The organism is Chimaeribacter californicus (assembly GCF_002858675.1).
GTDB classification, from domain to species: Bacteria; Pseudomonadota; Gammaproteobacteria; order Enterobacterales; family Enterobacteriaceae; genus Chimaeribacter; species Chimaeribacter californicus.
Genome location: NZ_PJZF01000022.1, coordinates 1 through 26,442, shown reverse-complemented (window position 1 = coordinate 26,442; position 26,442 = coordinate 1). Strand labels below are relative to the sequence as shown.

Genomic DNA, 26,442 nt, shown 5'->3' with positions numbered 1-26,442 from the left:
TGCCCGGTTTTTTTCTGCCTGCGGTTCAGCGCCGCCGCGGCACCCGTTTCACGTTCAGCCAGAGCTGCACGGTATTGATGATGATGATCGCGGCAGTGGCGATAAACACCCAGCGGAACCCGGCCAGCGCCGAGATACCGGAGCCAATCAGCGGCCCGGCGACGTTGCCGAGGTACATAAACGACTGGTTATAGCCGAAGATGCGGCCGGTGACCTGATCGCTGCTGTGCTTCATCAGCAGCGTCTGCACCGCGGGCAGCAGCGCGCCATCAGCGAAGCCGAGCAGAAAGCGCAGCACCGCCAGCTGCACCGGCGTGGTGACCCAGGACATCATGAAAAACAGCAGCGTGGCGAACAGCAGCGCGGCCAGCAAAATCCGCTCGGTGCCGATGCGGTCACCCAGCCGCCCCAGCCGGGGCGCGGCCAGCAGCGCCGAGACGCCCGGTACGGCGGCGATCACCCCGCTGATAAACGCGATATTGTCACTGGCCGGGGTCAGCGCTTTGATAAACAGCGCCAGAATCGGCCCGATGGAGCCGTTCGCCAGCTGAATGGTCAGGGTGGTAAAGAACAGGCTGATGATAAGCATAGGGTAGGGCAGGGAGGCGAACACCGCCTTGCCGCTGAGCTTGTCCGCTTTGCTCACCACCACCACCCGCTCCTTAATCAGGAACAGCGTCACCAGGAAGCTGAGAAACAGCATCCCGGCGGTCATGAAAAACACGATGCGCAGCCCGACGTGGTCAGCCATAAAGCCGCCCAGCAGCGGGCCTAAAATCACGCCGGAGATCTGGCCGGTGGAGAGGGTGCCGAGCGCCCAGCCGCTTTTGTCCCGCGGCACCTGTGAGGCCACCAGCGCCATGGCGTTCGGGATATAACCGGAGGTCAGGCCCATCAGGGTGCGCAGGATAAACAGCTGCCAGACGTTGGTGGCAAAGCCCTGCAACAGCATCACGATCGCCATGCCGAGGGAGGCGCGCAGCAGCATCAGCTTGCGCCCTTTGCGGTCCGCCAGGCTGCCCCACATCGGCGCGACAATCGCCGACACCAGGAAGGTGCCGCTGAACACCAGCCCGGACCAGAGGCTCAACGCTTCATGGTCATGCACCCCAAGCTGCTCAATATAGAGCGGCAGAAACGGCAGGATCTGGCTCATCGCCAACCCGGTGAAAAAGCAGCCTAACCAGACTGAGAAAAGATTAACCTTCCAGGTTTCCATCGATCCCAAACCGTCTTCTTGCAGGGAAACAGAGTTCAAGGGTAGCAGGCCGGTGAACGGTGGGCACAGCGGAAAAACGTAGGATTTTATGTCATGGGCGGGAAAGTCCCATGCCAGCCTGCGGAAAACCGGCTGTGGGCCAGGATTTTTTTCATCACAGTGTGACCGGCCGCATAATATTTAACGTATCGCAGGGGTTATCTGCTACACTTTGCGCAACTGGCGCACTTGCAGTTTGTGCCGAATCCTCGTGGTGATGCCCCATCTTGCCTCGTCTACTATCTCCCCGGAAACTGCACCAACCTTGTTGGTAACGGGAGATCTGGAGCTTTATTCTTTATGTCATTTGATTCTCTCGGTTTACATACCGATATTCTGCGTGCGGTAGAAGAACAGGGTTACCGTGAGCCTACGCCTATCCAGCGTCAGGCGATTCCGGTGGTGCTTGAAGGCCGTGACCTGATGGCCAGCGCCCAGACCGGTACCGGTAAAACCGCTGGTTTTACCCTGCCGCTGCTGCACCTGTTGAACAAAACCCCGCACCAGAGCAAAGGCCGCCGCCCGGTTCGCGCCCTGATCCTGACGCCGACCCGTGAACTGGCGGCGCAGATTGGCGAGAACGTCGACGCCTACAGCAAACACCTGCGCCTGCGCTCGCTGGTGGTCTTCGGCGGGGTAAGCATCAACCCGCAGATGATGAAATTGCGCGGTGGCGTGGATGTGCTGATCGCCACCCCTGGCCGCCTGCTCGACCTGGAACACCAGAACGCGGTGGATCTCTCCCAGATCGAAATCCTGGTGCTGGACGAAGCGGACCGGATGCTCGACATGGGCTTCATCCATGACATCCGCCGCGTGCTGGCCAAACTGCCGGCCAAGCGCCAGAACCTGCTGTTCTCCGCGACCTTCTCTGATGAGATCAAAGCGCTGGCGAACAAGCTGCTGCACAACCCGGCGTCGGTGGAAGTGGCCCGCCGCAACACCGCCTCTGAGCAGGTTGCGCAGAGCGTCCACTTCGTGGACAAGAAGCGCAAACGGGAACTGCTGTCGCAGATGATCGGCACCGGTGACTGGCAGCAGGTGCTGGTGTTTAACCGCACCAAGCACGGCGCCAACCACCTGGCGGAGCAGCTGAACAAAGACGGCATCACCGCCGCCGCGATCCACGGCAACAAGAGCCAGGGCGCGCGTACCCGTGCGCTGGCGGACTTCAAAGACGGCCGCATCCGCGTGCTGGTGGCAACGGACATCGCGGCGCGTGGGCTGGACATCGACCAGCTGCCGCACGTGGTGAACTATGAGCTGCCGAACGTGCCGGAAGATTACGTGCACCGCATCGGCCGTACCGGCCGTGCTGAAGCCACCGGTGAGGCGATCTCGCTGGTCTGCGTTGATGAGCACAAGCTGCTGCGTGACATCGAGCGCCTGCTGAAGAAAGAGATCCCGCGTATTGCGCTGCCGGGTTATGACCCGGACCCGACCATCAAGGCAGAGCCGATCATCAACGGCCGCCAGGGTGGCGGGCGTGGTCAGGGCGGCGGCCGGGGTAACGGCGGCAATGGCGGCGGCCAGCGCAGCGGTGCCCCGCGCACCGGCGAAAGCCGCAACGGCCAGCCGCGCCAGCGCCAGGAGCACAGCGACGGCCAGCGCCGTCCGAGCCGCCCGAGCCAGCCGCGCCGTTCACGCCCGGCCGGCAAAGCGGATTAATCGCCCGCTCACCAAAAAAAGCTGCCTGCGGGCAGCTTTTTTTTTGCCTGTGGCTCAGGCGATTGCCCGGGCGGCGCATCGCCCGTATCATGGCGCACACTTTTTCTGAGGTATCCGGCAATGCGTGTATTACTCGCCCCGATGGAGGGCGTCCTCGACTCACTGGTGCGGCAGCTGCTCAGCGAGGTCAATGATTACGATCTCTGCATCACCGAGTTTTTGCGGGTGGTTGACCAACTGCTGCCGGCCAAATCCTTCCTGCGCCTCTGCCCGGAGCTGGAGCACAACAGCCGCACGCCCTCCGGCACCCAGGTGCGGGTGCAACTGCTGGGCCAGCACCCGCAATGGCTGGCGGAGAACGCCGCGCGCGCCGTGGAGCTGGGGTCATATGGCGTGGATCTCAACTGCGGCTGCCCGTCGAAGCTGGTGAACGGCAGCGGCGGCGGGGCGACGCTGCTGAAAGACCCGGAGCTTATCTACCGCGGCGCGAAAGCGATGCGCGAGGCGGTGCCGGGTGCGCTGCCGGTGACGGTGAAAATCCGCCTGGGCTGGGATTCCGGCAGCCGCAGCCTGGAGATTGCCGACGCGGTGCAGCAGGCTGGGGCCACCGAGCTGGCGGTGCATGGCCGCACCAAAGAGGATGGCTACAAGGCGGAGCGCATCAACTGGGCGGCGATTGGCGAGATCCGCCAACGCCTGCGCATCCCGGTGATCGCCAACGGGGAAATCTGGGATTACGCCAGCGCGCAGGCGTGCATGAAGGTCACCGGCTGTGACGCAGTGATGCTGGGGCGCGGCGCGCTCAACGTGCCGAACCTCAGCCGGGTGGTGAAATACAATGAACCGCGCATGGCGTGGCCGCAGGTGGTTACCTTGCTGCAAAAATATGTGCGGCTGGAGAAGCAGGGCGACACCGGCCTCTACCATGTGGCGCGCATCAAACAGTGGCTCGGCTACCTGCGCAAAGAGTATGCCGAGGCTACGGCGCTGTTTACCGAAATCCGCACCCTGACGTCATCCGCCGCTATTGCCCGGGTGATTGATCGCCAGTAACCGGCGGGTCATCCCAGTAACGGTACTGGTAGGCGGTGCCGAGGTTGCGCGTCAGGCGCATTGACGGCAGCAACTCTGTTTCAAAGGTCTCGCTCAGCGTGCAGTTGCCGGTCTCATCCCAGGACTGGCAGCGCTCCACGCGGCTGGTCTGGCTGAACGGTGACGAGGAGAAGGTGACGGAGCCGCTTTCGCGCCCCTGTGGGTCATAGCGGTAGGTGCTGCGGTCGCCGTCGGTGGCGGTGGCGCTGAGCAGCCAGCCCTGCGGCGTATAGCGGTAGCGCGTCTCCTGGTTGCTGAGCGCGTCGGTGCCGCGCGTGACGCTGCGCACCAGCCGCAGCTGGGCGTCATAATCGTAGGTGCCGGTGGTAAAGCCGGACTGATCGTTGATGGTGAACAGATCGGTGGAAGCGGTGATATTGCCGCGCTTGCCGGTGGTGTAATAGAGGGTGCCGCGCTTGCGGTTGACCAGCGTCTGGCTTGCCTCTTTCAGCACCGAGATCCTGACCTCATAATCGGTTATCCAGCCCGCCTCCACCCGCAGGGTGCGGCTTATCATCTCCAGCCGGATGTTTTTCTCGGTTTTCTGGTATTTGAACGTGGCCTCGCTGAGGCGGCCACAACGGTCGATATTCCCGCTGAGGTGTACCTGCTGGTTGACGTCCTTGCCGAGCGAGCCGGAAACAAACTGCCGGATGTCGCCCCGGGCGCTGCCGCCCAGTAAAATCTGGATATTGCTCTCATTGACCTGGCGGTTTTTCACCACGCAGGGAAGATCGGCGGCCGTTGCGCTGCCGGTGACCCCGGCCGCCAGAACGATCCCTGTAAATGCTTTCAGCGCTGTGCCCATTGTCTGTCCGTTGTTGAGAGAGGTCGTCTCTCTATCGTAGCGGATAGGCCGGGCAGCGTCAGGCGCCTTTCGTGGTTTACAGCGCCATATCAATCACAATGCGCCCTTCGATCTTTCCGGCGTGCATCCGGGCAAAAATGTCATTGATATTCTCCAGCGGCTCGGTGGCGATGGTGGCCTGCACTTTGCCCTCACCGGCAAAGTTGAGTGCTTCCTGAAGATCGAGCCGCGTGCCGACGATGGAGCCGCGCACCGTGGTGCCGTCCAGCACCATGTCAAAAATCGACAGCTCGAAGTTGCCCGGCGGCAGCCCGTTCAGCGCAATGGTGCCGCCGCGGCGCGTCATGCCGATCGCCTGCTGGAACGCAATCGGCGAGACCGCCGTTACCAGCGCGCCGTGGGCACCGCCAATCTCTTTTTTCAGGTAGGCGGCCGGGTCCTGCTGGCGGGCATTCACCGTCACCGTCGCGCCGAGGCGCGTCGCCAGCGCCAGCTTGCTGTCATCCACGTCCACCGCCGCCACGTTCATGCCCATCGCTTTGGCGTACTGCACCGCCAGGTGCCCCAGCCCGCCGATGCCGGAAATCACTACCCACTGGCCGGGTTTGGTTTCGGTCATCTTCAGCCCTTTAAACACCGTGACCCCGGCGCAGAGGATCGGCGCAATCTCGGTAAAGCTGACGTTGTCCGGCAGGATGCCGACGTAATCGGCATCCGCCAGCGTGTATTCGGCAAAGCTGCCGTTGACCGAGTACCCGGCATTCTGCTGCTGCTCGCACAGGGTTTCCCAGCCGCCGAGGCAATGTTCGCAGTGGCCGCAGGCGGAGTAGAGCCACGGCACGCCGACGCGGTCGCCCTCTTTCAGGTGGGTGACGCCCGCGCCGACGCTGACCACATGGCCGACGCCCTCATGGCCGGGAATAAACGGCGGGTTGGGTTTCACCGGCCAGTCACCCTGAACCGCATGCAGGTCAGTGTGGCAGACGCCGGTCGCGGCAATTTTCACCAGGATCTGGCCGGGCCCGACCGCCGGAACCGGCACATCTTCTATCTGGAGGGGTTTGTTGAATTCATGCACAACTGCGGCTTTCATTGTTGTTGCCATAAAAACTCCTTGGAAGGAACGCAGCCACCGGAACGGGCTGCAAAGGTGCCCGTTAAGCGTAGGCGATGGGGCTGAAAGCCGGGCAAAAGGGTAGGGTGCGCGCTGTCACGCCCGCGTGACAAAAGTGTCACACGCCGCGTCAGCCGGGGCATGGCGACGGCGGGCCGGCCGGGGAATTCAGATTAACCTGATAAAATGCAGGGATTAGGGCGCCGGCGGCCGGGCGTTAAACAGCGTGGCGTAGTCGCGCTGGCGGAAGGCCTCTGCCAGGTAATCAACAAATACCCGGGTTTTGGCCGGCAGCAGCGTGCGGCCGGCGTAGTAAAGGGAGATCGGGCCGAGATCGGCGTACCAGTCCGGCAGCAGCCGCACCAGTGCGCCTGATGCCAGCCAGGGCAGGGCGTCGGGCAGGGTGATCAGTGCCACGCCCAGCCCCTGCAACGCGGCCTGCCGCATCGCCAGCGGATCGTTCACCACCAATGACTCCCTCAGCATCGCCGCCTGCTCCTCGCCTGCCGCATTGCGCAACACCCAGCGGCGCAGGCGGCCGGTATTGGCCGACCGCAGCAGGATGCCGTTAAACGCCGCCAGATCGTCCGGCGTGGCGGGCAGGGCGCGCCCGGCCAGCACCGTGGGGGAGGTCACCGCGATACAGTGCGCCGGGGCCAATGACCGTGCCACCAGCCCCGGCGTCAGGGTGAAACCGCCGCCGATCGCCACATCAATCCCCTCGGCAATCAGATCGGACGCGCGGTTCTCAAAGTGGCACTCCGGGCGGATGGCCGGGTAGCGCGCCACAAACGCCGGCAGCAGCGGCAGCAGGTAGTCGGTGCCGAACACCAGCGACATGCTGATTTTCAGCACGCCCGCCGGTTCGCCCTGTTGTGTGGTCTGGGCCGCAATCGCTGCCTGTAACCCCTCCAGATGGCCGCCAACGGCCTGCCGGAAACGCTCACCCGCCTCGGTCAGCGTCAGCTTGCGGGTGCTGCGCAGAAACAGCCGCTGCCCCAGGTTGCGTTCCAGCATCGCCACATTGCGGCTCACTGCCGCCGGGGTCAGCCCCAGCCGCCGCGCCGCCGCGGAAAAGCTGCCGCTCTCGGCACTGCGCATAAAAGACTCAATATTCGCCAGCGTTTCCATCCCATTACCTTCAAGCATTGGTTGAAAATGATAGCCATCACTATGGGCTAATCAGCGGGGAATCGGAAGCGTACTCTTAAGCCATACCGACATCCCCACTTAATCTGTTAACCCAGAAGGAACAGACCATGACAATCGGCATTATTGGCGCAGGCGCTATCGGCAGTGCCTTTGCCCGCGCCCTGGCGCGTCACCACATCCCGGCGATGATCGCCAACAGCCGTGGCCCGGAGACGCTGGCGGCGCTGGTGGAGGAGATTGGCCCGACGCTGACGGCCGTGACCCGCGAACAGGCGGCGCAGGCGGAGATCGTGTTTCTGGCGGTGAACTGGGCGACGCTGCCGCAGGCGCTGGCCGGTCTTCCGGCGTGGCATAACCGCATCGTGATTGATGCCAACAACGCTGTGGAGGTGCCCTCATTTCGCGCCGTACCGCTGGGCGGGCAGACGTCCAGCGAGGTGGTGGCAGCAAACCTGCCGGGCGCACGGCTGGTGAAAGCCTTTAACCACCTCAGCGCGCCGCTGTTAAGCGAGCCGCCGGAGAGCCACGGCGGCCGGCGGGTGCTGTTTTACGCCGGGGATGACGCAGAGGCAAAACAGCAGGTGGCGGCGCTGATGGCGCAACTGGGGTTCGCGGGGATCGATCTCGGCGCACTGGCAGCGGGTGGGGCGTTGTTCCAGTTCCCCGGCGGCCCGCTGGCGGTGCACCATCTGGTGAAACAGGAATAACAGGGCGGGGCCGGGAAACCGGCACCTTCTTCACTTGCACTTTGTCACAAATAGTCCTGCATTATCCAAGTGCTAACGGTATTCACGTCACTTATAATTCCCCGGCAATCTGGCGGGCAGTTCCCGACGAAACCGTATACGCAACTAAGCCTTGTACGTGACTAATCCTTATACGTAACAGAGTACGCATGTGAAAATCCCCTTTTTGGTTTTAAGCCTGCTCGCGGTGAACGCGGGCGTGATGGCAGCACCGCTTGCCCCGGCCACCAGCAACGCGGCGATTGCGGGCAAGCTCACGCCGCTGGAGATCGCCTCCGGCAGCGCGATGGTGGTGGATATGCAATCCCATCAGGTGATCTATTCCCGCAACCCGGATGAAGTGGTGCCGATCGCCTCCATCACCAAGCTGATGACCGCCATGGTCACGCTGGATGCCAAACTGCCGCTGGATGAGGTGATCGCGGTGGATATCCACAATACGCCGGAGATGCGCGGCGTATTTTCCCGGGTGAAAGTCGGCAGTGAGGCGAGCCGCCGGCTGATGTTGCAGATGGCGCTGATGTCGTCGGAGAACCGGGCCGCGGCCACGCTGGCGCACCACTACCCGGGCGGCTATGACGCCTTCATCCGGGCGATGAACGCCAAAGCGCGCGCGCTGGGCATGACCCACACCCACTATGTGGAGCCGACCGGGCTGTCGGTGCAGAACGTCTCAACCGCCCGTGACCTGACCAAGCTGTTGCAGGCGACCAGGCTCTACCCGCTGATAAGCCAGCTCAGCACCACCGAACAGGCGCAGGTCAGCTTTACCCACCCGCGTTACAGCCTGCCGTTCCGCAATACCAACCACCTGCTGAGCAACGGCAGCTGGAACATCCAGCTGACCAAAACCGGCTTTACCAATCAGGCCGGCCACTGCCTGGCGATGCGCACCACCATTAACCACCGGCCGGTGACCTTAGTGGTACTGGATGCGTTTGGGAAATATACCCACTTTGCGGATGCCAACCGGCTGCGCAGCTGGATGGAGACCGGGCGCGCCGCGCCGGTGCCGCAAGTGGCAAAAAACTACCGGAAGGAAAAGGATCAACAGCTTGACCACCCAACGGTGGCGCAGGCGATCGAGTAAACGCCTGAAGGTGACGCCTGTCCGACCTGCCGGCCGGACAGGGAAATGCGGGGCCGGTCAGAACAGCATCTTGAAGACGCCGGTCAAGGTCAGCAGGCCAACAATAAAGATAATCGCAATAATCCATAAAATAATTTTCATACTTTTCTCCTGATTTCCTGTGCACATTCCAACGTCATCACGTTGTCATCCCAAAACGGCCGCGCATGTTCCCTCGCATCCCGTGTCGCCCCGTTAACCGGCGCGGTAACCATAAGTATAGACAGTTTCCCCTTTTCTGCCGGAAAACGCCTGCATACCCAACTGAAAACCATGACGTTTATCGCAACCCGGAGTTTTAGTCCGCCTCCGGGCGGTGCGCGCCTTGTATTCACCCCCGCCTGGGTTATGGTTGGGTAACTAACCTGAATGGACACACCAAGGAGTGACTGATGAAAAAGATCGTGCTGTGTTGTGCCGCCGGAATGTCGACCAGTATGCTGGTTCAGCGGATGCGTCAGGAAGCGGAAAAGCGCCAGATTGAGGTGGATATCGAGGCGGTGCCGGTGTCGGATTTCGAGCTGATCGTCAAGGATGCGGATGTCATCCTGCTGGGGCCGCAGGTGAAGTTCCAGCTGAAACGGTTGCAGGAAGCGGCCGCGCCGCTGGGCAAACCGGTGGATGTGATTGACATGATGGATTACGGCACCATGCGCGGTGACAAAGTGCTGGATAAGGCGCTCTCCCTGATCCCCTGATCCCCTGCCGCGCAGCGGGCTGCGCGGACTTTCCCCCTGATGCTTCCTGCTGCGCCGCCGCCTTTCTGCATAAGAGAATCTGTATAAAACCTGAGCAGCACTATACTTGAGCTGAAGAGGGTCGCACACACCCGGGCCAACCCGGGCGCGCCTCATCCGGTTCGTCTGTTGCGGCCACAGGCGGACACTGGAGGTAGCTATGATCAATCACGTCTGGGGGCTGTTTGCCCATCCTGAACCGGAAATGCAACAGATTAAACGTGAGCATGAATCGGTTCCTCACCTGTATATGCACCATGTCATGTTAATGGCCGCCATTCCGGTGGTCTGTTCGTTTATCGGCACTACGCGGGTCGGCTGGAGCTTTGGTGACGGCGAGTACCTGCGCATACTGCCCTCGACGGCGCTGGGCATCGCGGTGGTGTTCTACCTGCTGATGCTGGGCGCGGTGGCGGTGATGGGGCGGGTGATCCACCTGCTCGCCAGCCGCTACCCGAGCCGCCCGTCACGCAATGACTGCATCGTGTTCGCCGGTTACGTCGCGACGCCGATGTTCCTGAGTGGGCTGGTGGCGCTCTACCCGATGGTATGGCTCTGTTTGTTTGTCGGTGCGCTGGCGCTGGCTTACAGCGGTTACCTGCTGGCGCTCGGAATGCCCGCGTTCCTCGGCATCGACCGGCAGGAGGGGATGCTGGTGTTCGGCTCCACGCTCGGCATCGGCGTGCTGGTGCTGGAATTGCTGCTGGCACTGGCGGTGATGATGTGGGGGTACGGCTCGCATTTCTTCTGAGGTTTCCTGCTTAGTTGTCAGTGGTTCACCGCCGGGAAAACCCCGCCGCGCTTTGAGGTAACTCCAGGCGCTGCGGGGTTTTTTTTGCACCTTGCCGTCTTCGGTTGGCCTGAACGCACGCTTTAGCGCGCACCTTCCGCCGTCATTTGTTAAAGTGGCTTTCCTGAAAGGAAAAGAGGAACGGGCCACAGCCCGTCACGGTATGCAGCTGAAAGCGTTATTTACGGTGGTGTCGTGGATGGTCACCCTGATTGGTGTGTTACTGGCAGCGGATGCCGTCTGGTTTGCCCCCCGCGGGGAATTTGTGCATTTTAACGGCTATGTGGCGCTGGGCATTCTGGCGATCACCAATTTCACCACGCTGCTGTTGCACCTGGCGATGCTGACGATGGCACCGGCGCGGCGCGGGTTCAGACTGCTGGTGGGCGTGCAGTGCGCCGGCGTCGTGCTGACCGCCGGCGTGGCGGGGGCCTTTTTCCTCTGACCCTTACCCCTGCCAGTGTTTCTGCTTCGGCGTCTTGCCGATGCCGGGGTTAAAGCTGTTGGTTGGGTCAATCTCACGGTAAAACGCCTTCAGCGCCGGTTTGGCCGGGTAGAGGTGGCCGACATTGTGCTCCGCCGGGTATTCCGCCCCCTTGGCCGCCAGCCCCGCCAGCATCTGCGCCTTAATCGCGTGGGCGTCCGCCCCTTTTTTCACGATGTAATCCTGGTGGAACACATGGCACATAAAGTGGCCGTAATAGAGTTTCGCCACCAGCTGCTGTTCAATCTCCGGCGGCAGTGACTCAAACCAATCCGTCTCATTGCGGCGCAGGGCGATGTCCAGCGCCAGAATATCCTCGACCTCCTCCTGATGTACCGCATGGTAACGCACCGCCGCCCCGGCAGCGGCAAAGCGGTGCAGGAACGCCTTGCGCCCCTCTTCCTCGGTACAGGCGAAAAAATCGCCCTCGGCCTGCTGGAAGAAGTGGGTCAAAAACGCCTCCGCTTCGGCCACGCCGTCACCGGACATCTTCAGCAGCAGGTGGTGCGCATAGCGGTCGCGATAGTCAGTGATGCGGGTGGGCAGGTGGCCCGGCAATAGGCGGCTCATGCACTGCATCACCCGGTCGCTCATGTTGCGCGGCAGCAGCGGCACCTTGTTCAGCCGGGCATCCAGCTTGCCTTTGGTCAGGAACAGATCCGGAATACGGTCGGTGCCGAGCCGGTCGATCATCAGGAAGGTGTCTTTGCCGTAAATCTCCGCGATGTTGAAGCAGTCGCGGTGCATATACTCCCCGGCCACCGGCAGTGCGGTAAAATGGCGCAGGATATGGCGGCGGATCGCCGTCAGCACGCCGGTGTCATTGGTGCCGATGTAGAACACCTGCTGCTGCGGCTCCGTCGGGAAGGTATCAAGCCGCACCGCGAACACCGCCAGTTTCCCGGCACAGCCGCTGGCCTCATGCAGGCGGCGCGGGTCGGCGTTGAAGCGCGACGGGGTGTCGGCGTCCACGTCACGCACCCGCTCAACGTACTCATGGTCAGAGGCGGCGCGCGGGCTCTGCTCAATCTCATACGGGCTGTAACTGCCTTTCTCCAGCCGCGTCAGAATCTCCTCCGGCGTCTCGCCGAGATCGATGCCGAGATGGTTCACCAGCTTCAGTTCCCCTTCGGCAGTGACCTGCGCATAGAGCGCCAGCTCAGTGTAGGCCGGGCCGCGTTTGATAAGCGACCCTCCGGAGTTGTTGCAGATGCCGCCCATCACTGACGCACCGATGCAGGAGGAGCCAATCACCGAATGCGGCTCCCGGCCGTGCGGTTTCAGTGCTTTTTCCAGGTGGTGCAGGGTGCTGCCGGGAAAGGCGATCACCTGTTCGGCGTTGTTGATCAGTTGCAGCTTGTCGAGCTTGCGGGTGCTGATGATCACCACGTCGCGGTCGTAATCATTGCCGCTCGGCGTGGAGCCTTCCGTCAGGCCGGTGTTGGCCGCCTGCATAATCACAATCTTATTGGCGACCACGCAGGCCTGAAGCACGCGCCACTGCTGCAACAGCGTCTGGGGCAGCACCACCGCCAGCGCGTTGCCGCCGCCGGAGCGGTAGCCGTGGCGGTAACGTTCGGTGCTGCGCGCATCGGTCAGCAGGTTCTGGCTGCCGACAATCTCCTGTAAGCGCGTCAGGAACACGCGGTTGACGCTGGCGGGCTGGTTCATACTCTCTCCCTGTGCTTATGAATTATTCACTTGATGAATAAACCTAATCCTATCCTGGGGTATGGTCAATAAAACGACGGCGGGATTGATGCGGAACCGGATGGGAGCCGGGACAATAAAAACCGGCCGCCAGGGCAGCGGCCGGAAGGGGCAGGGTGCCTGTCACGGTTATTTCGCGACGACCACCAGTTTCTGGTTCACAAACTCTTTGATGCCGAGATCGGACAGCTCGCGGCCATACCCGGAGCGCTTGATGCCGCCGAACGGCAGCTCCGGCGCGGTATCGGTCAGGGAGTTGATGTAGACCATACCGGTTTCAATGCGTGACGCCAGTTTCTTGCCGCGCTCAATGTCCTGCGTAAACAGCGCACCGCCGAGGCCGTAGTTGGAATCATTAGCCAGTTTTACCAGCTCGTCATCATCTTTCACCACGTACACCTGCGCCACCGGGCCGAAGAACTCCTGGAAGTAGGCCGGGTTATCCCGTTTGATGTTGGTCAGGATGGTCGGCAGGTAGAAGTTGCCGGGGTTATTTTCCACTTTCTTGCCGCCGAGGTGCAGCGTCGCCCCGGCTTTCACCGCGTCATTCACCTGTTTTTCCAGGTCTTTCAGCGCCTGCGCGGAAGAGAGCGGGCCAAGGGTGGTCGTTGGGTCAAGCGGGTCACCCAGTTTTGCCGCCTTCATCTGTTCGGTGAAGCCTTGTAGGAACTGGTCAGCCACCTTCTCATGCACGATAAAACGTTTGGCACCGGTACAGACCTGCCCGCAGTTGTTCAGGCGGGCAAAGGCGGCGGCTTTCACCGCTTTGTCGAGGTCGCAATCATCCAGCACCGCAAAGATATCGTTGCCGCCCAGCTCCAGCGTGGATTTCTTCAGCTTGCCGGCGGCCCGTGCGGCCACGATGCTGCCCGCTTTTTCCGAGCCGGTCAGCGCCACGCCCTGTACCCGGTCGTCATCAATCAGGTTACCGACCTGATCGGTGGAGATAAACAGGTTGGTATACGCCCCTTTCGGCGCACCGGCTTCGGTGACCAGCTGTTCAAACACCTCTGCACAGTGCGGCACGATGCTGGCATGTTTCACCAGAATGCTGTTGCCGGCGGCCAGGTTCGGTGCCAGCACGCGCATCAGCTGGTAATAGGGGAAGTTCCACGGCTCCACGGCCACCAGCACGCCAATCGGGGCGTTTTCCACCCAGGCTTCACCCAGCTCAGTCGGGTAGCGCGTCGGCTTCAGGAATTCTTCGGCATGCTCAGCATAGTATTTGGCGATGGCGGCACAGAGCTTCGCTTCGCCCCGGCTCTGCTCAATCAGCTTGCCCATCTCTTCGCTGGCGATCTTTGCCAGTTCATCCACCCGCGCAGAGATAAGCTCAGACAGCTTATGCAGCACCTGTAAGCGCGGCTGGATGTCGCCCTGCGCCCACTCCGATTTGTAGAGATCGTGGGCGGTCGCCAGCGCCTGCTGCACCTGCTGGTCATCATGGGTCGGGTATTCTTTGATGAGTTTATTATTGAAAGGATTAACAGTTTGATAAGGCATATCGTGCTCCTTGGTGACGGCGAATTGTCATGTGAGTAACAGAGTACGCCGTGAAAAGAGGCCACCGGTGAAGGCGGCAAACGTCTTTAAGCATAGTTGAAAAAATCGCGTTTCTGCCGTGCAGACATGTTTTGCAACAGAGCGGTGGGTTATCCGGCATGGCCCCTGCCTGACCGCCTGAAATTCCACGTTTTCTGCTTTTTGCCTGATTTACTTAACTTTTCACTTTTTCCGGCTGTTCAGCGCCGCCGGCGATTCCGTATGCTGCAACGCCTGACATTCAGAAAAGGCGCGTTCCATGAAACTCTCTGCTATTCCCTTCGGCATCACTGACTGGTCAACCATTGAGGCCACCGAACACCCCGGCGAGCAGGGCGTAGCCCGGTGGCGCACCCGGCACTTTGGTGATGAGGCAAACCCGGTCCGCGTACGGATGGTGGAGTACTCCCCCGGCTACCTGGCCGACCACTGGTGCAAAAAAGGCCATATCCTGCTCTGCCTGGCCGGGCAACTCGAAAGCCGGCTCGACGACGGCCGCACCTTTGTGCTGACGCCCGGCATCAGTTACCAGGTTGCGGACGATCACGAAGCGCACCAGTCCTTTACCGCCGAAGGCGCAACGCTGTTTATTATCGACTAGCCGTTATTGCTGGCTGACAGCGGTTTTACGCACGCAGCGTCTTTACATCCTCCCCCCGGCCGCGCCATTATTTCGCGTCAATTACTCCCTGTACTCATTAAGGAACCGGCGTGGCGAAAATTCGGGTAGGCGTTATTTTTGGCGGCAAATCGGCAGAGCATGAGGTGTCGCTGCAATCGGCAAAAAACATCGTGGACGCGATGGACAAAGAGCGGTTTGAGGTCACGCTGCTCGGCATCGACAAACAAGGGGAGTGGCACGTCAACGACGCCGCCCACTACCTGCAACACGCCGACGACCCGGCGCGCATTGCCCTTAACCCATCACAACGCAATGTGGCGCTGATCCCCGGCCAGCAGCAGCACCAGCTGATTGAGAGCCGTGATGCCAGCGCACTGGCGCAGCTGGATGTGATCTTCCCGATTGTGCACGGCACGCTGGGCGAGGATGGATCGCTGCAAGGGCTGCTGCGGATGGCGAACATCCCGTTTGTCGGTGCCGGGGTGCTGGGCTCGGCGGTGAGCATGGACAAAGACGTCACCAAACGGCTGCTGCGTGACGCCGGGCTGGCGGTCGCCCCCTTTGTGACCCTGACGCGGCGTACGGCGGCGCAGCACGGTTTTGCCCGCGTCAGTGAAAAACTGGGGCTGCCGCTGTTTATCAAACCTGCCAATCAGGGCTCCTCAGTGGGTGTCAGCAAGGTGCGCACCGCGCAGGAGTACGACACGGCGCTGGCGCTGGCCTTCCGTTATGACCACAAAGTGCTGGTGGAATCCGCTATCAATGGGCGGGAGATTGAGTGCGCGGTGCTGGGCAACGACCACCCGCAGGCCAGCGTCTGTGGCGAGGTGATTTTGCAGGATGAGTTCTATGCCTACGACACCAAATACATCAACGCCGAAGGGGCCACGGTGGCGATCCCGGCGGATCTTCCGGCCGACGTCAACGATCGTATCCGCGCCATCGCCGTGCAGGCGTTTCAGGTGCTGGAGTGCAGCGGCATGGCGCGGGTCGATGTGTTCCTGACGGCCGCCGGTGACGTCGTGATCAACGAGATCAACACGCTGCCCGGCTTCACCAACATCAGCATGTACCCGAAACTCTGGGAAGCCAGCGGCCTGGCCTACCGTGACCTCATCACCCAACTGATTGAGCTGGCGCTGGAACGGCACCAGGCAGACAGCGGGCTGCAAAGCTCGGTGCGTTAATCGGAATTGATGTGCTCTTTGCAGTAAAGCCGCCGGTAGGCCAGCGGCGACATCCCTTTCAGCTTGCGGAACACCCGCCGGAAGTAGCCGGGGTCATCAAACCCGGCGCGGCGGGCCACGGCGGCGATCTGGTGCTGCTCCTCACGCAACAGTGCCTCCGCACAGCGGATGCGCTGCTGGTGGATGGCGTCGGTCAGGGTGTGGTGAAACGTGGCGCGGAACACCCGCCCGAGGTAGTCCGGGTTACAGTGCAGTTGCTGCGCCAGGATGGAGGCCGTCAGCGGCCGGTGGAACTGGGTTTTGATGATCTGCCGGGCCTGCCACGCCAGCGCGGCGCTGCCCGCTGAGGCGTCCGGCGGGTGGACCGCCGCCGCCGCGACCTGCTGTAACAGCAATAACAGAATCAGCGGCAGGGCGGCGGTGTTATCCCGTGCCTGCTCACTGAGAAATAACCGGAACAGGGCGGCGACCTCGTCACGTTGCTGAATTTTTACCTGCTGCGGCACCAGGAATAATTGGCTGTTTACCGGTATCGTTTCTGCTGGGAATACCTCAAAGTGCAGCCAGTAAAATATCAGGTCAGGCGGGAAGGGGCCTATTCCGCTGTGCTGACGTTCCGGCCATAATAATAGGGTTTCTCCGGCGGGAATATAAAAATCCCGCGCCTCTTCCCGCAATGCCAATTGCCCGCGCTCAACATAAATTAATTCAAAAGAATCAAGCCTGCGGGTGGGATGTGTCCCGATGCCGCGCGAGATAAACCGCCCGGCATTCTGTACCCGCACCGGCAGGGTAAACGTTAGGTTCAGCATTTTTACCAGCCTATTCAAGAAGATTACTGCTTAGTCTGGCAGCCGGCGGGCGCGCCTGCCGGAGAATTCCCGCGCAGTTTGACCCTCCTCACACTTTTCCCTTACAGATCGGAATTCTCCCGTTTTTATACGGCTGCCGCACCTTGTTGGCTTATTTTGCCTGTGCGAGATTACTCCGGTCGCGGTAAATAACGCCGGGCGCCGTGATAAACCGATAATAAAAAATAACCGCTGTCCCTGATAAAAGAACCTCTGCCAATGAGGGTACCCTGATGTCAACAACACTTCATGATGTGGAATTAACCGGCCAGCCTGTGGCTGCCGGCGCGAAACTCAGCGTGCGGGAAAAAATAGGTTACGGGCTGGGGGATGCCGGCGGCACGATAATTACCGCGCTGATCGGCAATTTCCTGACCTTTTTCTATACCGATATTTTTGGCCTGACGCCGGCGGTGGTCGGCACGGTATTTGTGCTGCTGCGGGTGGTGGATGCCGTGAGCGATCCGCTGATGGGCATTTTCGTTGACCGCACCCGCAGCCGCTGGGGGCGCTTCCGCCCGTGGCAGCTGTGGGTCGCCCTGCCGATCGGCATCGCCGGGATGCTGACCTTCACCGTGCCGGAGCTGGGCGAGTCCGGCAAAATCGCCTGGGCGTTCGGCACCTACCTGCTGCTGTCGCTCTGTTACACCGCCATCAACGTGCCCTATTGCGCGCTGATCAACACCATGACCACCGATCACCGCGAGGTGATGGCCTGCCAGAGCTGGCGCTTTGTGCTGTGCGGCGTGGCGGGCTTTATGGTGTCGGTGGGGCTGCCGTGGCTGGTGACGCTCACCGGGCAGGGCGTGGCGGCACAGGGCTACCAGCGCGGGGTGGCGCTGCTGTGCGTCTGTGCGGTGGTGATGTTCCTCTGGTGCTTCTTCACGGTGCGTGAACGCATCCCGCTTAACGTGATGGGCCGCTTTACCCTGCGTGAGCACCTGCGCGGCCTGCGCCGCAATGACCAGCTATTGCTGATGCTGGCGATGTCCTTCCTGCTGATGACGGTGTTCAACACCCGCGGCGGCGGCTATATGTATTTCATCACCTATGTGCTGCACGGCAGCGCCGCCTACACCTCGCTGTTTTTCGCGGTGGTGACCTTCTCGCTGATCCTCGGCGCGCTGCTGGTGAACCCGGTGACGAAACGGGTTTCGGCGGCCAGGGCTTACACCTGGAGCAATCTGCTGCTGGGCGTTTACTCTCTCGGCCTGTGGTTTGTGCCGTCAGTAAGCCAGGAGCTGTGGCTGGCGCTGATCCTGCTCAACGGCACGGTGCTCGGTTTTACCCTGCCGCTGCACTTCTCGCTGATGGCCTTTGCTGATGACTACGGTTACTGGAAGAACGGCATCCGCTCATCCGGCATGAATTTCGCCTTCAACCTGTTCTTTATCAAGCTGGCGTGGGCGGCGGGGGCCGGGATTGTCAGCCTGGTGTTTGTGCTGGTGGCCTACAAATCCGGCGCAGCCAACCAGACGCCCGCCTCGCTGGCCGGGATCACCGCGCTGCAAACGCTGGCCCCCGGCATCACCCACCTGCTGCTGGCAGCGGTGAGCAGCCGCTACAAAATTGACAACGCATTGCTGGCAACCATGGCGCAGGCCTTCTCGCGCACTACGCCACAGGCCGCCACGAATGAGAAATGAGGGAGAGACGATGCAGAGAGCAACTGAACCAACCTATGAATTACCGCTGGCGAATATCGACATCCACGATGACTTCTGGCTGGCCTACCAGCAGCTGATCCGCGACGTCGTGATCCCGTACCAGTGGGCGGCGCTGAACGATCGGGTAGACGAGGCGGAGCCAAGCCACGCCATTGAGAACTTCCGCATCGCTGCCGGGCAGCGTGACGGCGAATTCTACGGCATGGTGTTTCAGGACAGCGACGTCGCCAAGTGGCTCGAGGCGGTGGGTTACCTGCTTAATAAACAGCCGGATGGGGCGCTGGAACAGACCGCCGATGAGGTGATTGAGCTGGTGGCGGCGGTGCAGCAGCCGGACGGCTACCTCAACACCTATTTTACGGTGAAAGAGCCCGCCGCACGCTGGACGAATCTGGCGGAGTGCCATGAACTCTACTGCGCCGGGCACCTGATCGAGGCGGCGGTGGCCTATTACCACGGCACCGGCAAGCGCCGCCTGCTCGACGTCGCCTGCAAACTGGCCGATCACATCGACAGCGTATTCGGCACAGAGGCGGGCAAACTGCCCGGTTACCCCGGCCACCCGGAGATCGAACTGGCGCTGACCCGGCTGTATGAGGTTACCCATGAGCCGCGTTACCTGGCGCTGGCCGCATACTTTGTGGCCCAGCGCGGTACCCAGCCGCACTTCTATGATGAGGAGTACGCCCGGCGCGGCTTCACCTCCTACTGGCAGACGCACGGCCCGGCGTGGATGGTGAAAGACAAAGCCTACAGCCAGGCGCATCAGCCCCTGGCGGAGCAGCAGGTGGCCGTGGGCCACGCGGTGCGCTTTGTCTACCTGCTGACCGGGGTCGCCCACCTTGCTCAGCTCAGCAATGACGCGGGCCAGCGGGCGATCTGCCGCCGCTTATGGGACAACATGGCGCAAAAGCAGCTCTACATCACCGGGGCGATCGGCGCACAGAGCAGCGGCGAGGCGTTCAGTTCAGACTACGATCTGCCGCCCGACACCGCCTACAACGAAACCTGCGCCTCGATTGGCCTGATGATGTTTGCCCGCCGGATGCTGCATCTGGAGGCTGACCGGCGCTACGCCGACGTGATGGAGCGGGCGCTCTACAACACCGTGCTGGCGGGCATGGCGCTGGACGGCAAACACTTCTTCTACGTCAACCCGCTGGAGGTGCAGCCGCAGAGCTGCCGCCACAACCATATCTATGATCATGTCAAACCGGTGCGCCAGCGCTGGTTCGGCTGCGCCTGTTGCCCGCCGAATATTGCGCGGCTGCTGGCGTCACTGGGGCAGTATATTTACACCCAGACCCCTGAGTCGCTGCTGGTGAACCTCTATATCGGCAGTGAGGCGCGGGTGGAGATAGGCGGGCAGGGAGTGACGTTGCGCCAGCGCGGGGATTACCTGCGGCAGGGCGAAATGCGGCTGTCACTGGCAATGGAAGCACCGGTCAGCGGGACGCTGGCACTGCGGCTGCCCGGCTGGTGCGCGGCGCCGCAGGTCACGGTAAACGGCGGGGCGCAGGACGTCACGCAGGCGCGGCAGGGCTATCTCTGGCTGACGCGCTGCTGGCAACCGGAGGATGAAATCGTGCTGACCCTGCCGATGGAGGTACGGCGGGTGAAAGCGGCCGCACCGCTGCGCCACGCTGCCGGACAGGTGGCGTTGCAGCGCGGGCCGCTGGTTTACTGCCTGGAAGAAGCGGATAACGGCCGCGAGCTGCATAACCTGCTGTTGCCGCCCGATGCCGCTTTCAGCCTACAGGAGGGGGACGGGGTACTGGCCGGTAAAACGCTGATCCGCGCTGCCGGGCAGCGGGTGCCGCCTGCCGCACCCGACGCCGCGCTCTACCAGTTTGACCCGGTACCCGCGCCCCGCACGCCGCAAACGCTGACCTTCATTCCTTACTTCGCCTGGGCCAACCGCGGCGAAGGCGAGATGCGCGTCTGGGTGCGCGAAGGCTGAAAACCAGGGGCGGTAAAGCCCCCGGGCTTTTAGCCCGGCACGTTCTCCCGCCGTCCTGCCAGCCAGCCAACGGCGGCCAGCCAGCCGCCGATGCCCAGTACCGCGACCGCCAGCGGGGCACCCATATGATCCGCCAGCAAAGCCGCCAGCAAGGAGCCGGTACCGGCGGCCAGGGTCTGCCGCCGGTAGGCCAGCGCGGTGGCCGTGGTAGTCTGCGTGGCCGGAAAATGGCTCAGCAAGCTGAACGTGGCCAGCGCAAACACCACATTGGAGGCGATGTGCGCCAGCACAATCAGCGGCCAGGCCAGCCCGCGCGCCGGTAACCAGGGTAACAGCAGGTAGCAGGCGACAAACAGCGCCAGACAGGCGGCAATTAACCGGTTGTCACCGCTCAGGCGCGCTATCTGCCGGGCGGGGATCACCAGCGGGCCAATCAGTTGCCCCAGGCTGCGCGCAAACAGAAACCCCAGCGCCGTTTCCCCGCCATCCCCCATCGGGGCCAGCGCCGGCAGCAGAGCCATGGCCGGGGCGCCCACCATGGCCAGCAGCGGCAACAACCACAGGCTGCGCCGTTGCGGCAGGCTGAGGGGAGGCAAGGCCGCGGCCGGGGCAAGGGGCTGTGGCTTGTCCGGCTGTGGAAAAGCGCGCCGTGCGCACGCCAACACCCCCAGACAGGCGACAAAACTCAGCGCGTCCAGCAGCAGCAACGCCTGCGGCGGCCACCAGCGCAATAACAGCACCCCCACGCCCACGCCGAGCAGCACATGCGCAGCAAACACCAGGGTCTCCAGCGCGGTGGCCGCCGGCAGGTCACCGGGCGACAGGCCGCGTTTAACGATCAGGCTCCACGCCGGCCAGGTGATGCCCAGGGTAAACGCCGAGCAGGCCTGCGCCAGCAGCAGCAGCGGGATGCTTTCCAGCCGCAGGCCGCCGAGCGGCAGCAACAGGCCACACAGCCCGAGAACTTCGCCGAGCATCAGCAGGCCAAACGGTGGGATACGGGTACTGAGGCGTTCACCGAGCCAACTGCCGAGCCAGCCGGGCAGGGTGGCGAGCAGGTAAGCCAGTGCCAGTGATGAGGCTGGGGCCGCGAGATGCAGTAACGCATGGTAAACCAGGATAAACGTCAGCCCGTTGCCGAGCGAAGAGAGCAGGGAACCACCGCCCAGCAGCGCCAGCCAGCGGTGACGGCGCAGGGCGCAACAGAGTGCCTGAAGCATAATTATTCCTCATTAACAGTCGCAAGAAGTCATCCGGCCGGGCCGGAGACAGAAAAACGCGAAGGTTATGAGGCAGCTACATTGGCAGGTTCCGCAAAAGGGCAAGAGACCCGACGGTAAAACAGGCGTGCCGTCAGGTCAAGTCAAACCCCGCTCAGTAAACCGCCAGCCGTTCTGCCAGCAGCGCCAGCAGGCGCGAGTTATCGACGCCGGTCATGATGTGGGTATTAGGCGCGCGCCCGGCCAGGTGGCGCGGTTTGACGGCGGCCAGCGTCTGCCCGGCGGCCGCGCCTTCCGTCACCACGCTGACGTGCCCGTCGATGCCGGTAAACAGCGTCGGGTCAATCAGCCAGGCGATCACGCACGGGTCATGCAGGCAGGGGTCGGCGGCACCGTAGCTGCGCATCATTGCCGTCAGTGTCGCGCCGGTGGCGCTGCGCTGTTGCAATGCGTCGAGCCAGGCGGCGTTCATCTGCGCCTGCAACGTCACATCCAGCCCAAACATTACCTGCGGAATACCGGCACTCAGCACCACATGGGCGGCCCATGGGTCAACGTAGAGGTTAAATTCCGCCGCCGGAGAGACGTTGCCGGGGCAGAAGGCCGCGCCGCCCATCAGCACCAGCTGTTTGATTTTGCCTGCAATGCCGGGGTCTTTGATCAGCGCCAGCGCAATGTTGGTCAGCGGGCCGATGGCGCACAGGGTAATTTCGCCGGGCTCAGCGTTGATGGTCTCGATAATAAAATCCACCGCGTGCTGGCGTTGCAGGGCGAAACCCGGCTCCGGCAGCGGCACGCCGCCCAGCCCATCGTGACCGTGCACCTGCGTGTGGTAGCCGTGCAGGTCGCGCATCGGGCGCGGGCAGCCTGAAAACACCGGGATGTCGTGGCGGCTGGCGAGGGTACAGATGCGCCGCGCGTTGTATTCGGTCAAGGCGGCGGAGACATTGCCGGCCACGGTAGTGATGCCGGCCAGCGTAATGGCCTGCGGTGAGGCGAGCGCCAGCAGGATCGCGATGGCGTCATCTACGCCGGGATCGCAGTCAAGGATAATACGGTGTGAAGCCATGAAGAGACCTGAACGTCAGGATAATCGGAAGCACTACAGTAAAGGGTGGCGGGGCAGAGGGCAATGCGTGGAAAAGCAGGCAAGAAAAAGGCGGCCAATGCCGCCTCTTCGACCGTACTGCGTGTGCTTATTTATACAGCTCAGCATTCCCATAAAGATGGTTATTGCCGGAGGCTGAAATAATGCGGTATGAGGTCGCACCCTGTTCGTCGGCTTTCTGCGCCAGACGGCTTTCCAGATCGCTCAGGTTCAGTGAGCGCGCACTGACAACACCGACAGCTTGTTCACCGGCCGGGGCATGGTCAACCTGCTGGGCGGCGAAGGCGCCGAACGAGGCGGTGGTCAGGGCAAGGGCGGCGATGGCAATTTTCAGGTTTTTCATGATCTTATTCCTATCCGAAGTTGATGATTTTATTATTAATCGTTATACCGGTATCAGTTGTAGAGCTCAGCGGTGCCGTACACCAGATTGGTGCTGCCGGAGGCAGAAGTAATGCGGTAAGCACTCGCACCCTGTTCCTGCGCTTTATGGGCAATCTGGCGTTCCAGACCACTCAGGTCAGTCGAGCGCGCACTGACGGTACCGATCTGCTGGGCGTCTGTCGGGGCCTGGTTGACTTCCTGGGCGGCAAAGGCACCAAAGGAAGCGGTAGTCAGAGCAAGCGCGGCAAGGGCAATTTTAAGGTTTTTCATGATAGTCATTCCTTTAAGCAAGTGATGAGAGGGTCGTTATCTCAGGTAACGGCCGGTCTTATTTATAAAGTTCTGCAGTACCGTATACCAGGTTGGTGCTGCCGGACGCCGAGGTGATGCGGTAAGCACTGGCACCTTGTTCCTGGGCTTGATGGGCAATCTGGCGTTCCAGGCCACTCAGGTCAGTTGAGCGGGCGCTGACGGTGCCGATTTGCTGGGCGTCTGTCGGGGCCTGGCTGACTTCCTGGGCAGCAAAGGCACCGAAAGAAGCAGTGGTCAGGGCAAGCGCGGCAAGGGCAATTTTCAGGTTTTTCATGATGAGAATTCCTATAACGAATTTGGGTTTTGTCCGGTGACCGTTATTTAATTAACGATCGATAATTAAATGTTAGACCGATCATCCCAGTCGTGCAACTATTTTTTTAACGTTCGTTAATTAATCTTTGACATTGTGTGCGATCGGCAGAGGAAACAACAGGGGCGGCACGTACCGCCCAGGAACGCGGGGAAATTAATTGTAGAGTGTGCTGTCATCAAACAGGTGGTTATCACCGGAGCTGGCGATAATTTGCCGCGCAACCGGATCGCGCAGGGCAGTGCGCTGCGATGCGGCCGGTTTCAGGCCGGAGAGATCCTGGCGGGTATAGGTTGAGAAGCCAATTTTCTGGCTATCAACCTGCATCGTGATAACCTGTTGGTTCGCCAGGGCCGGCAGGGCGCTGGCGGCCGAAAGCAGGGCCGCAATAAGCAGAGTCGTGGTTTTCATGGTGATATGTCCCATCAGGGCGAGTCCCGTGGTAACCGGTCTGATGCCGTCAGGGGCGCCGGAGTCTCCGGCGGGGTGGCGGTGTTGCTGCCCGGCAGGGTGGGAGTCGTCAATTGTTTAACGATCGATAACAAAATTATAAACACTCCTCGACACACCTGCCACTGTTTTTTATAATGATCATTAATAAATATTTTCTGACCTAATCACAGCAGTGATAAGAGAGGGTGTATGAGCACTGAAAATATGGCACTGGCCAAGAAATGCCGCGGACGCCCGAAGCAGTTTGACCGTGATGACGCCTTAAACAAGGCCCTGAAACTTTTCTGGAAATATGGCTACGAAGCGACCTCACTGGCCGATCTGGTGGAAGCCACCGGGGCCAAGGCGCCGACGCTGTATGCCGAGTTCGGGAATAAAGAGGGGCTGTTCCGTGCGGCGGTTGAGCACTATCTGACCCTGTTTGTGGAAACCAGCAACCGGGCGCTGATGCAGTCTGACGTGCCGCTGCGCCAGTCGATTGAAGAGTACCTGCGCGCCGCAGCAGCACTGTTTACCGACTGCGATAACCCGTCCGGCTGCTTTATGGTCTGCACTTCGGCCACGCTGTCTGCCGCGTCGGAGGAGATCGCCTCGATGCTGCGTTCACGCCACCATTTGCAGGAAGAGACGCTGAGCGAGTTCCTCGACAGCAAGAAAGAGACCGGCGAGCTGTCGCCGCAGGTTTCCAGCCGGATTCTGGCGAAGTACCTGAACTGCACGGTGCAGGGGATGTCAGTGCAGGCGCGTGATGGGGCGAGCCGTGCCGAGCTGAACCAGCTGGTGGATGTGGTGATGGCGATCTGGCCTCAGCTGATCGCCTTTGAGGCGCAGCCCGTTACCTCTGCCTGAGGCCTTCATCGTGGAAGTATTGCGCCAACGGATTGAGCGACAGGTATTGAGCATCTCCGGCCTGTCGCTCGGCGGGATTGATTTCGGGCATCCGCCCGGTGACCCGGGGCTGTTTGGCCCGGATTCCGTGACCTGGCGCATCCACGGCGATTTTACCTCGATGCTTTGCGGCGGCGTATGCGCTCTGCTGTTGCAGATGCTGCACCCGCTGGCACTGGCCGGCGTCTGGGATCACTCCAACTTCCGCGCCGACATGCTCGGCCGCCTGCGCCGCACCAGCCAGTTTATCTCCGGCACCACCTTCGGGCCGACCGCCGATGCCGAGCGCCTGATCCAACGGGTACGCGCGATTCACGACCGCGTCAGCGGCTATGACGCGCACGGCACGCCTTACACAGCCAATGATCCGGCGTTGCTGGTCTGGGTGCATGTGGCGGAAACCTACAGTTTTCTGCAATCCCATCTCCGTTACCGCAACCCACACCTTTCGCCTGCCGATCAGGACGCCTACTACCGCGAGGCGGCGCGTGTGGCCTATGCGCTGGGAGCCGGGCCGCTGCCGGAGAGTGTGGCGGCGGTTGACGCCTATTTACAGGCGATGCGCCCGCAATTGCGTTATGACGCCCGCACCGCAGAGGTCGTCCGGGTGCTGCTCAACGCCCCGGCCCCGAGCCGGATCGCTGCGCCATTCGGCGCGCTGATCATGCAGGCGGGCATTGACCTGCTGCCGGACTGGGCTGCGGCGCAGCTCCAGCTGCCGATGTCCCCGGCCCGCCGCCGCGCCGTACGGTTCGGCACCCGCCGGCTGGCGCGGCTGCTGCGCTGGGCGGTGAGGAATGGGTCGTGGCACCGGGCCATGCGGAGGATGGGGAGGTTGTAAGGGGAGGCCTTAGACCCTTATTTTCTGCGGCTCCGCTGCCGCCACCGGGTGTGGGGTGGCATGTTTCGGTTGTTTATGAGCGGGGGATTAGTTCTTTGGATCGAGGTTTGTTGCGTTGGCAGACGCCCGGCGTCTTTCTGCGGCTCTGCTGCCGTCATCGGTCATAAAGTGGCATGTTTCGGTTGTTTATGAGCGGTGAATTAGCTTTTTTTGATCGAGGTTTGTTGCGTTGGCACACGCCCGGCTTCTTTCTGCGGCTCTGCTGCTGCCACCGCGCAAGGGGCGCGTAGGCGCGCGCCCCTTGCATGTCACGGCTCCCCACAAAATTCAGTGCCGCTTAAAAAGCGGCGCTGATATGCCGAGACCAGCATGCGGCGCGCTTTTTCAATATCTCTTCCTTTTATTT

The 26,442-nt window shown here is 61.7% G+C and carries 27 protein-coding genes; 13 read left to right on the top strand and 14 right to left on the bottom strand.

All coding sequences use genetic code 11. The features are described from left to right. Positions 1 to 25: 25 nt before the first annotated feature. Positions 26 to 1,219, bottom strand: coding sequence for a multidrug efflux MFS transporter (locus CYR55_RS19405; RefSeq protein ID WP_101818001.1), 1,194 nt, complete (start codon positions 1,217 to 1,219; stop codon positions 26 to 28). Positions 1,220 to 1,558: 339 nt separating this feature from the next. Between CYR55_RS19405 and rhlE the strand changes: the two genes are divergently transcribed. Further along, on the top strand, positions 1,559 to 2,926 hold the full coding sequence (gene rhlE, locus CYR55_RS19400) for an ATP-dependent RNA helicase RhlE (RefSeq protein ID WP_101818000.1): 1,368 nt from the start codon (positions 1,559 to 1,561) through the stop codon (positions 2,924 to 2,926). A gap of 120 nt (positions 2,927 to 3,046) precedes the next feature. After that, a complete protein-coding gene (dusC, locus tag CYR55_RS19395) occupies positions 3,047 to 3,979 on the top strand; it encodes a tRNA dihydrouridine(16) synthase DusC (RefSeq protein WP_101817999.1) in 933 nt (310 codons plus the stop codon). Here dusC and CYR55_RS19390 read toward each other — a convergent pair. From CYR55_RS19390 to CYR55_RS19380, 3 genes are all read right to left on the bottom strand, one after another. Further along, complete coding sequence (locus CYR55_RS19390; RefSeq protein WP_101817998.1) at positions 3,951 to 4,826, bottom strand: RHS repeat protein; 876 nt, start codon at positions 4,824 to 4,826, stop codon at positions 3,951 to 3,953. The genes dusC and CYR55_RS19390 overlap by 29 nt on opposite strands. A 76-nt stretch (positions 4,827 to 4,902) precedes the next feature. Then, complete coding sequence (adhP, locus tag CYR55_RS19385) at positions 4,903 to 5,919, bottom strand: alcohol dehydrogenase AdhP (protein WP_206604049.1); 1,017 nt, start codon at positions 5,917 to 5,919, stop codon at positions 4,903 to 4,905. 216 nt (positions 5,920 to 6,135) lie between these two features. Next, the gene (locus CYR55_RS19380) at positions 6,136 to 7,071 is read right to left on the bottom strand and encodes a LysR family transcriptional regulator (protein ID WP_101817996.1); all 936 of its coding nucleotides are present in this window, start codon (positions 7,069 to 7,071) and stop codon (positions 6,136 to 6,138) included. Between the two features lie 128 nt (positions 7,072 to 7,199). Between CYR55_RS19380 and CYR55_RS19375 the strand changes: the two genes are divergently transcribed. Continuing rightward, positions 7,200 to 7,799: an NADPH-dependent F420 reductase gene (locus CYR55_RS19375; RefSeq protein ID WP_101817995.1), complete on the top strand. Its 600-nt coding sequence runs from the start codon at positions 7,200 to 7,202 to the stop codon at positions 7,797 to 7,799. Positions 7,800 to 7,989: 190 nt separating this feature from the next. Continuing rightward, the gene (pbpG, locus tag CYR55_RS19370) at positions 7,990 to 8,928 is read left to right on the top strand and encodes a D-alanyl-D-alanine endopeptidase (protein WP_101817994.1); all 939 of its coding nucleotides are present in this window, start codon (positions 7,990 to 7,992) and stop codon (positions 8,926 to 8,928) included. A gap of 57 nt (positions 8,929 to 8,985) precedes the next feature. On the opposite strand, the gene CYR55_RS24285 is transcribed toward pbpG, so the two are convergent. Continuing rightward, entirely contained in the window at positions 8,986 to 9,069 is an 84-nt protein-coding gene (locus tag CYR55_RS24285) for a small membrane protein YohP (protein ID WP_455423860.1), read from the bottom strand. A 290-nt stretch (positions 9,070 to 9,359) separates the two neighbouring features. Between CYR55_RS24285 and CYR55_RS19365 the strand changes: the two genes are divergently transcribed. The 3 genes from CYR55_RS19365 to CYR55_RS19355 all read left to right on the top strand — a co-directional run bounded on the left by CYR55_RS19365 (position 9,360) and on the right by CYR55_RS19355 (position 10,939). Then, on the top strand, positions 9,360 to 9,665 hold the full coding sequence (locus CYR55_RS19365) for a PTS sugar transporter subunit IIB (RefSeq protein WP_101817993.1): 306 nt from the start codon (positions 9,360 to 9,362) through the stop codon (positions 9,663 to 9,665). 199 nt (positions 9,666 to 9,864) lie between these two features. Continuing rightward, positions 9,865 to 10,455 (top strand): Yip1 family protein, encoded by a 591-nt coding sequence (locus tag CYR55_RS19360; protein WP_101817992.1) that lies wholly within the window; start codon positions 9,865 to 9,867, stop codon positions 10,453 to 10,455. Between the two features lie 202 nt (positions 10,456 to 10,657). After that, on the top strand, positions 10,658 to 10,939 hold the full coding sequence (locus CYR55_RS19355) for a hypothetical protein (protein ID WP_101817991.1): 282 nt from the start codon (positions 10,658 to 10,660) through the stop codon (positions 10,937 to 10,939). A 3-nt stretch (positions 10,940 to 10,942) separates the two neighbouring features. Here the strand turns inward: CYR55_RS19355 and dld are convergent, their stop codons facing one another. Both dld and CYR55_RS19345 read right to left on the bottom strand, forming a co-directional pair. Beyond that, positions 10,943 to 12,649, bottom strand: a complete 1,707-nt coding sequence (dld, locus tag CYR55_RS19350; RefSeq protein ID WP_101817990.1) for a D-lactate dehydrogenase — start codon at positions 12,647 to 12,649, stop codon at positions 10,943 to 10,945. Positions 12,650 to 12,817: 168 nt separating this feature from the next. Further along, positions 12,818 to 14,191 carry an NAD-dependent succinate-semialdehyde dehydrogenase gene (locus CYR55_RS19345; protein WP_101817989.1) on the bottom strand — a complete coding sequence of 458 codons (1,374 nt, stop codon included), beginning with the start codon at positions 14,189 to 14,191 and terminating at the stop codon, positions 12,818 to 12,820. Between the two features lie 298 nt (positions 14,192 to 14,489). Between CYR55_RS19345 and CYR55_RS19340 the strand changes: the two genes are divergently transcribed. Next, complete coding sequence (locus CYR55_RS19340; protein ID WP_101817988.1) at positions 14,490 to 14,831, top strand: DHCW motif cupin fold protein; 342 nt, start codon at positions 14,490 to 14,492, stop codon at positions 14,829 to 14,831. A gap of 110 nt (positions 14,832 to 14,941) precedes the next feature. Then, positions 14,942 to 16,039, top strand: coding sequence for a D-alanine--D-alanine ligase (gene ddlA, locus CYR55_RS19335; RefSeq protein WP_101817987.1), 1,098 nt, complete (start codon positions 14,942 to 14,944; stop codon positions 16,037 to 16,039). On the opposite strand, the gene CYR55_RS19330 is transcribed toward ddlA, so the two are convergent. Then, positions 16,036 to 16,851, bottom strand: a complete 816-nt coding sequence (locus tag CYR55_RS19330) for a helix-turn-helix transcriptional regulator (protein WP_101817986.1) — start codon at positions 16,849 to 16,851, stop codon at positions 16,036 to 16,038. The genes ddlA and CYR55_RS19330 overlap by 4 nt on opposite strands. A 272-nt stretch (positions 16,852 to 17,123) precedes the next feature. On the opposite strand from CYR55_RS19330, the gene CYR55_RS19325 reads away from it, so the two are divergent. Then, the gene (locus tag CYR55_RS19325; protein WP_101817985.1) at positions 17,124 to 18,536 is read left to right on the top strand and encodes an MFS transporter; all 1,413 of its coding nucleotides are present in this window, start codon (positions 17,124 to 17,126) and stop codon (positions 18,534 to 18,536) included. A 10-nt stretch (positions 18,537 to 18,546) separates the two neighbouring features. Continuing rightward, the gene (locus tag CYR55_RS19320; RefSeq protein ID WP_101817984.1) at positions 18,547 to 20,517 is read left to right on the top strand and encodes a glycoside hydrolase family 127 protein; all 1,971 of its coding nucleotides are present in this window, start codon (positions 18,547 to 18,549) and stop codon (positions 20,515 to 20,517) included. 29 nt (positions 20,518 to 20,546) lie between these two features. Here CYR55_RS19320 and CYR55_RS19315 read toward each other — a convergent pair whose 3' ends face one another. The 6 genes from CYR55_RS19315 to CYR55_RS19290 all read right to left on the bottom strand — a co-directional run bounded on the left by CYR55_RS19315 (position 20,547) and on the right by CYR55_RS19290 (position 24,265). Then, complete coding sequence (locus CYR55_RS19315) at positions 20,547 to 21,737, bottom strand: MFS transporter (protein ID WP_101817983.1); 1,191 nt, start codon at positions 21,735 to 21,737, stop codon at positions 20,547 to 20,549. A 154-nt stretch (positions 21,738 to 21,891) separates the two neighbouring features. After that, a complete protein-coding gene (locus tag CYR55_RS19310) occupies positions 21,892 to 22,806 on the bottom strand; it encodes a nucleoside hydrolase (RefSeq protein ID WP_101817982.1) in 915 nt (304 codons plus the stop codon). 127 nt (positions 22,807 to 22,933) lie between these two features. Next, entirely contained in the window at positions 22,934 to 23,188 is a 255-nt protein-coding gene (gene bhsA, locus CYR55_RS19305; RefSeq protein ID WP_101817981.1) for a multiple stress resistance protein BhsA, read from the bottom strand. Positions 23,189 to 23,241: 53 nt separating this feature from the next. Further along, positions 23,242 to 23,499, bottom strand: coding sequence for a multiple stress resistance protein BhsA (gene bhsA / locus CYR55_RS19300; RefSeq protein WP_101817980.1), 258 nt, complete (start codon positions 23,497 to 23,499; stop codon positions 23,242 to 23,244). A gap of 58 nt (positions 23,500 to 23,557) precedes the next feature. Continuing rightward, complete coding sequence (gene bhsA, locus CYR55_RS19295) at positions 23,558 to 23,815, bottom strand: multiple stress resistance protein BhsA (protein ID WP_101817979.1); 258 nt, start codon at positions 23,813 to 23,815, stop codon at positions 23,558 to 23,560. 195 nt (positions 23,816 to 24,010) lie between these two features. Next, a complete protein-coding gene (locus tag CYR55_RS19290) occupies positions 24,011 to 24,265 on the bottom strand; it encodes a hypothetical protein (RefSeq protein ID WP_146001008.1) in 255 nt (84 codons plus the stop codon). A gap of 231 nt (positions 24,266 to 24,496) precedes the next feature. Between CYR55_RS19290 and CYR55_RS19285 the strand changes: the two genes are divergently transcribed. Next, the gene (locus CYR55_RS19285) at positions 24,497 to 25,156 is read left to right on the top strand and encodes a TetR/AcrR family transcriptional regulator (RefSeq protein ID WP_101817977.1); all 660 of its coding nucleotides are present in this window, start codon (positions 24,497 to 24,499) and stop codon (positions 25,154 to 25,156) included. 10 nt (positions 25,157 to 25,166) lie between these two features. Next, positions 25,167 to 26,036, top strand: coding sequence for an oxygenase MpaB family protein (locus tag CYR55_RS19280; protein ID WP_101817976.1), 870 nt, complete (start codon positions 25,167 to 25,169; stop codon positions 26,034 to 26,036). The last annotated feature ends 406 nt before the right edge of the window (positions 26,037 to 26,442 follow it).

Coding starts and splice junctions, on each gene's coding strand:
- dld (WP_101817990.1), bottom strand. CDS start 12,649: ATGAACCAGCCCGCCAGCGTCAACCGCGTGTTCCTGACGCGCTTACAG.
- bhsA (WP_101817979.1), bottom strand. CDS start 23,815: ATGAAAAACCTGAAAATTGCCCTTGCCGCGCTTGCCCTGACCACTGCT.
- bhsA (WP_101817981.1), bottom strand. CDS start 23,188: ATGAAAAACCTGAAAATTGCCATCGCCGCCCTTGCCCTGACCACCGCC.
- adhP (WP_206604049.1), bottom strand. CDS start 5,919: ATGAAAGCCGCAGTTGTGCATGAATTCAACAAACCCCTCCAGATAGAA.
- CYR55_RS19405 (WP_101818001.1), bottom strand. CDS start 1,219: ATGGAAACCTGGAAGGTTAATCTTTTCTCAGTCTGGTTAGGCTGCTTT.
- rhlE (WP_101818000.1), top strand. CDS start 1,559: ATGTCATTTGATTCTCTCGGTTTACATACCGATATTCTGCGTGCGGTA.
- CYR55_RS19355 (WP_101817991.1), top strand. CDS start 10,658: ATGCAGCTGAAAGCGTTATTTACGGTGGTGTCGTGGATGGTCACCCTG.
- CYR55_RS19365 (WP_101817993.1), top strand. CDS start 9,360: ATGAAAAAGATCGTGCTGTGTTGTGCCGCCGGAATGTCGACCAGTATG.
- CYR55_RS19285 (WP_101817977.1), top strand. CDS start 24,497: ATGAGCACTGAAAATATGGCACTGGCCAAGAAATGCCGCGGACGCCCG.
- CYR55_RS19380 (WP_101817996.1), bottom strand. CDS start 7,071: ATGGAAACGCTGGCGAATATTGAGTCTTTTATGCGCAGTGCCGAGAGC.
- CYR55_RS19320 (WP_101817984.1), top strand. CDS start 18,547: ATGCAGAGAGCAACTGAACCAACCTATGAATTACCGCTGGCGAATATC.
- CYR55_RS19330 (WP_101817986.1), bottom strand. CDS start 16,851: ATGCTGAACCTAACGTTTACCCTGCCGGTGCGGGTACAGAATGCCGGG.
- CYR55_RS19375 (WP_101817995.1), top strand. CDS start 7,200: ATGACAATCGGCATTATTGGCGCAGGCGCTATCGGCAGTGCCTTTGCC.
- CYR55_RS19325 (WP_101817985.1), top strand. CDS start 17,124: ATGTCAACAACACTTCATGATGTGGAATTAACCGGCCAGCCTGTGGCT.
- CYR55_RS19360 (WP_101817992.1), top strand. CDS start 9,865: ATGATCAATCACGTCTGGGGGCTGTTTGCCCATCCTGAACCGGAAATG.
- CYR55_RS19290 (WP_146001008.1), bottom strand. CDS start 24,265: ATGAAAACCACGACTCTGCTTATTGCGGCCCTGCTTTCGGCCGCCAGC.
- CYR55_RS19310 (WP_101817982.1), bottom strand. CDS start 22,806: ATGGCTTCACACCGTATTATCCTTGACTGCGATCCCGGCGTAGATGAC.
- CYR55_RS19340 (WP_101817988.1), top strand. CDS start 14,490: ATGAAACTCTCTGCTATTCCCTTCGGCATCACTGACTGGTCAACCATT.
- CYR55_RS24285 (WP_455423860.1), bottom strand. CDS start 9,069: ATGAAAATTATTTTATGGATTATTGCGATTATCTTTATTGTTGGCCTG.
- CYR55_RS19345 (WP_101817989.1), bottom strand. CDS start 14,191: ATGCCTTATCAAACTGTTAATCCTTTCAATAATAAACTCATCAAAGAA.
- bhsA (WP_101817980.1), bottom strand. CDS start 23,499: ATGAAAAACCTTAAAATTGCCCTTGCCGCGCTTGCTCTGACTACCGCT.
- CYR55_RS19390 (WP_101817998.1), bottom strand. CDS start 4,826: ATGGGCACAGCGCTGAAAGCATTTACAGGGATCGTTCTGGCGGCCGGG.
- dusC (WP_101817999.1), top strand. CDS start 3,047: ATGCGTGTATTACTCGCCCCGATGGAGGGCGTCCTCGACTCACTGGTG.
- CYR55_RS19315 (WP_101817983.1), bottom strand. CDS start 21,737: ATGCTTCAGGCACTCTGTTGCGCCCTGCGCCGTCACCGCTGGCTGGCG.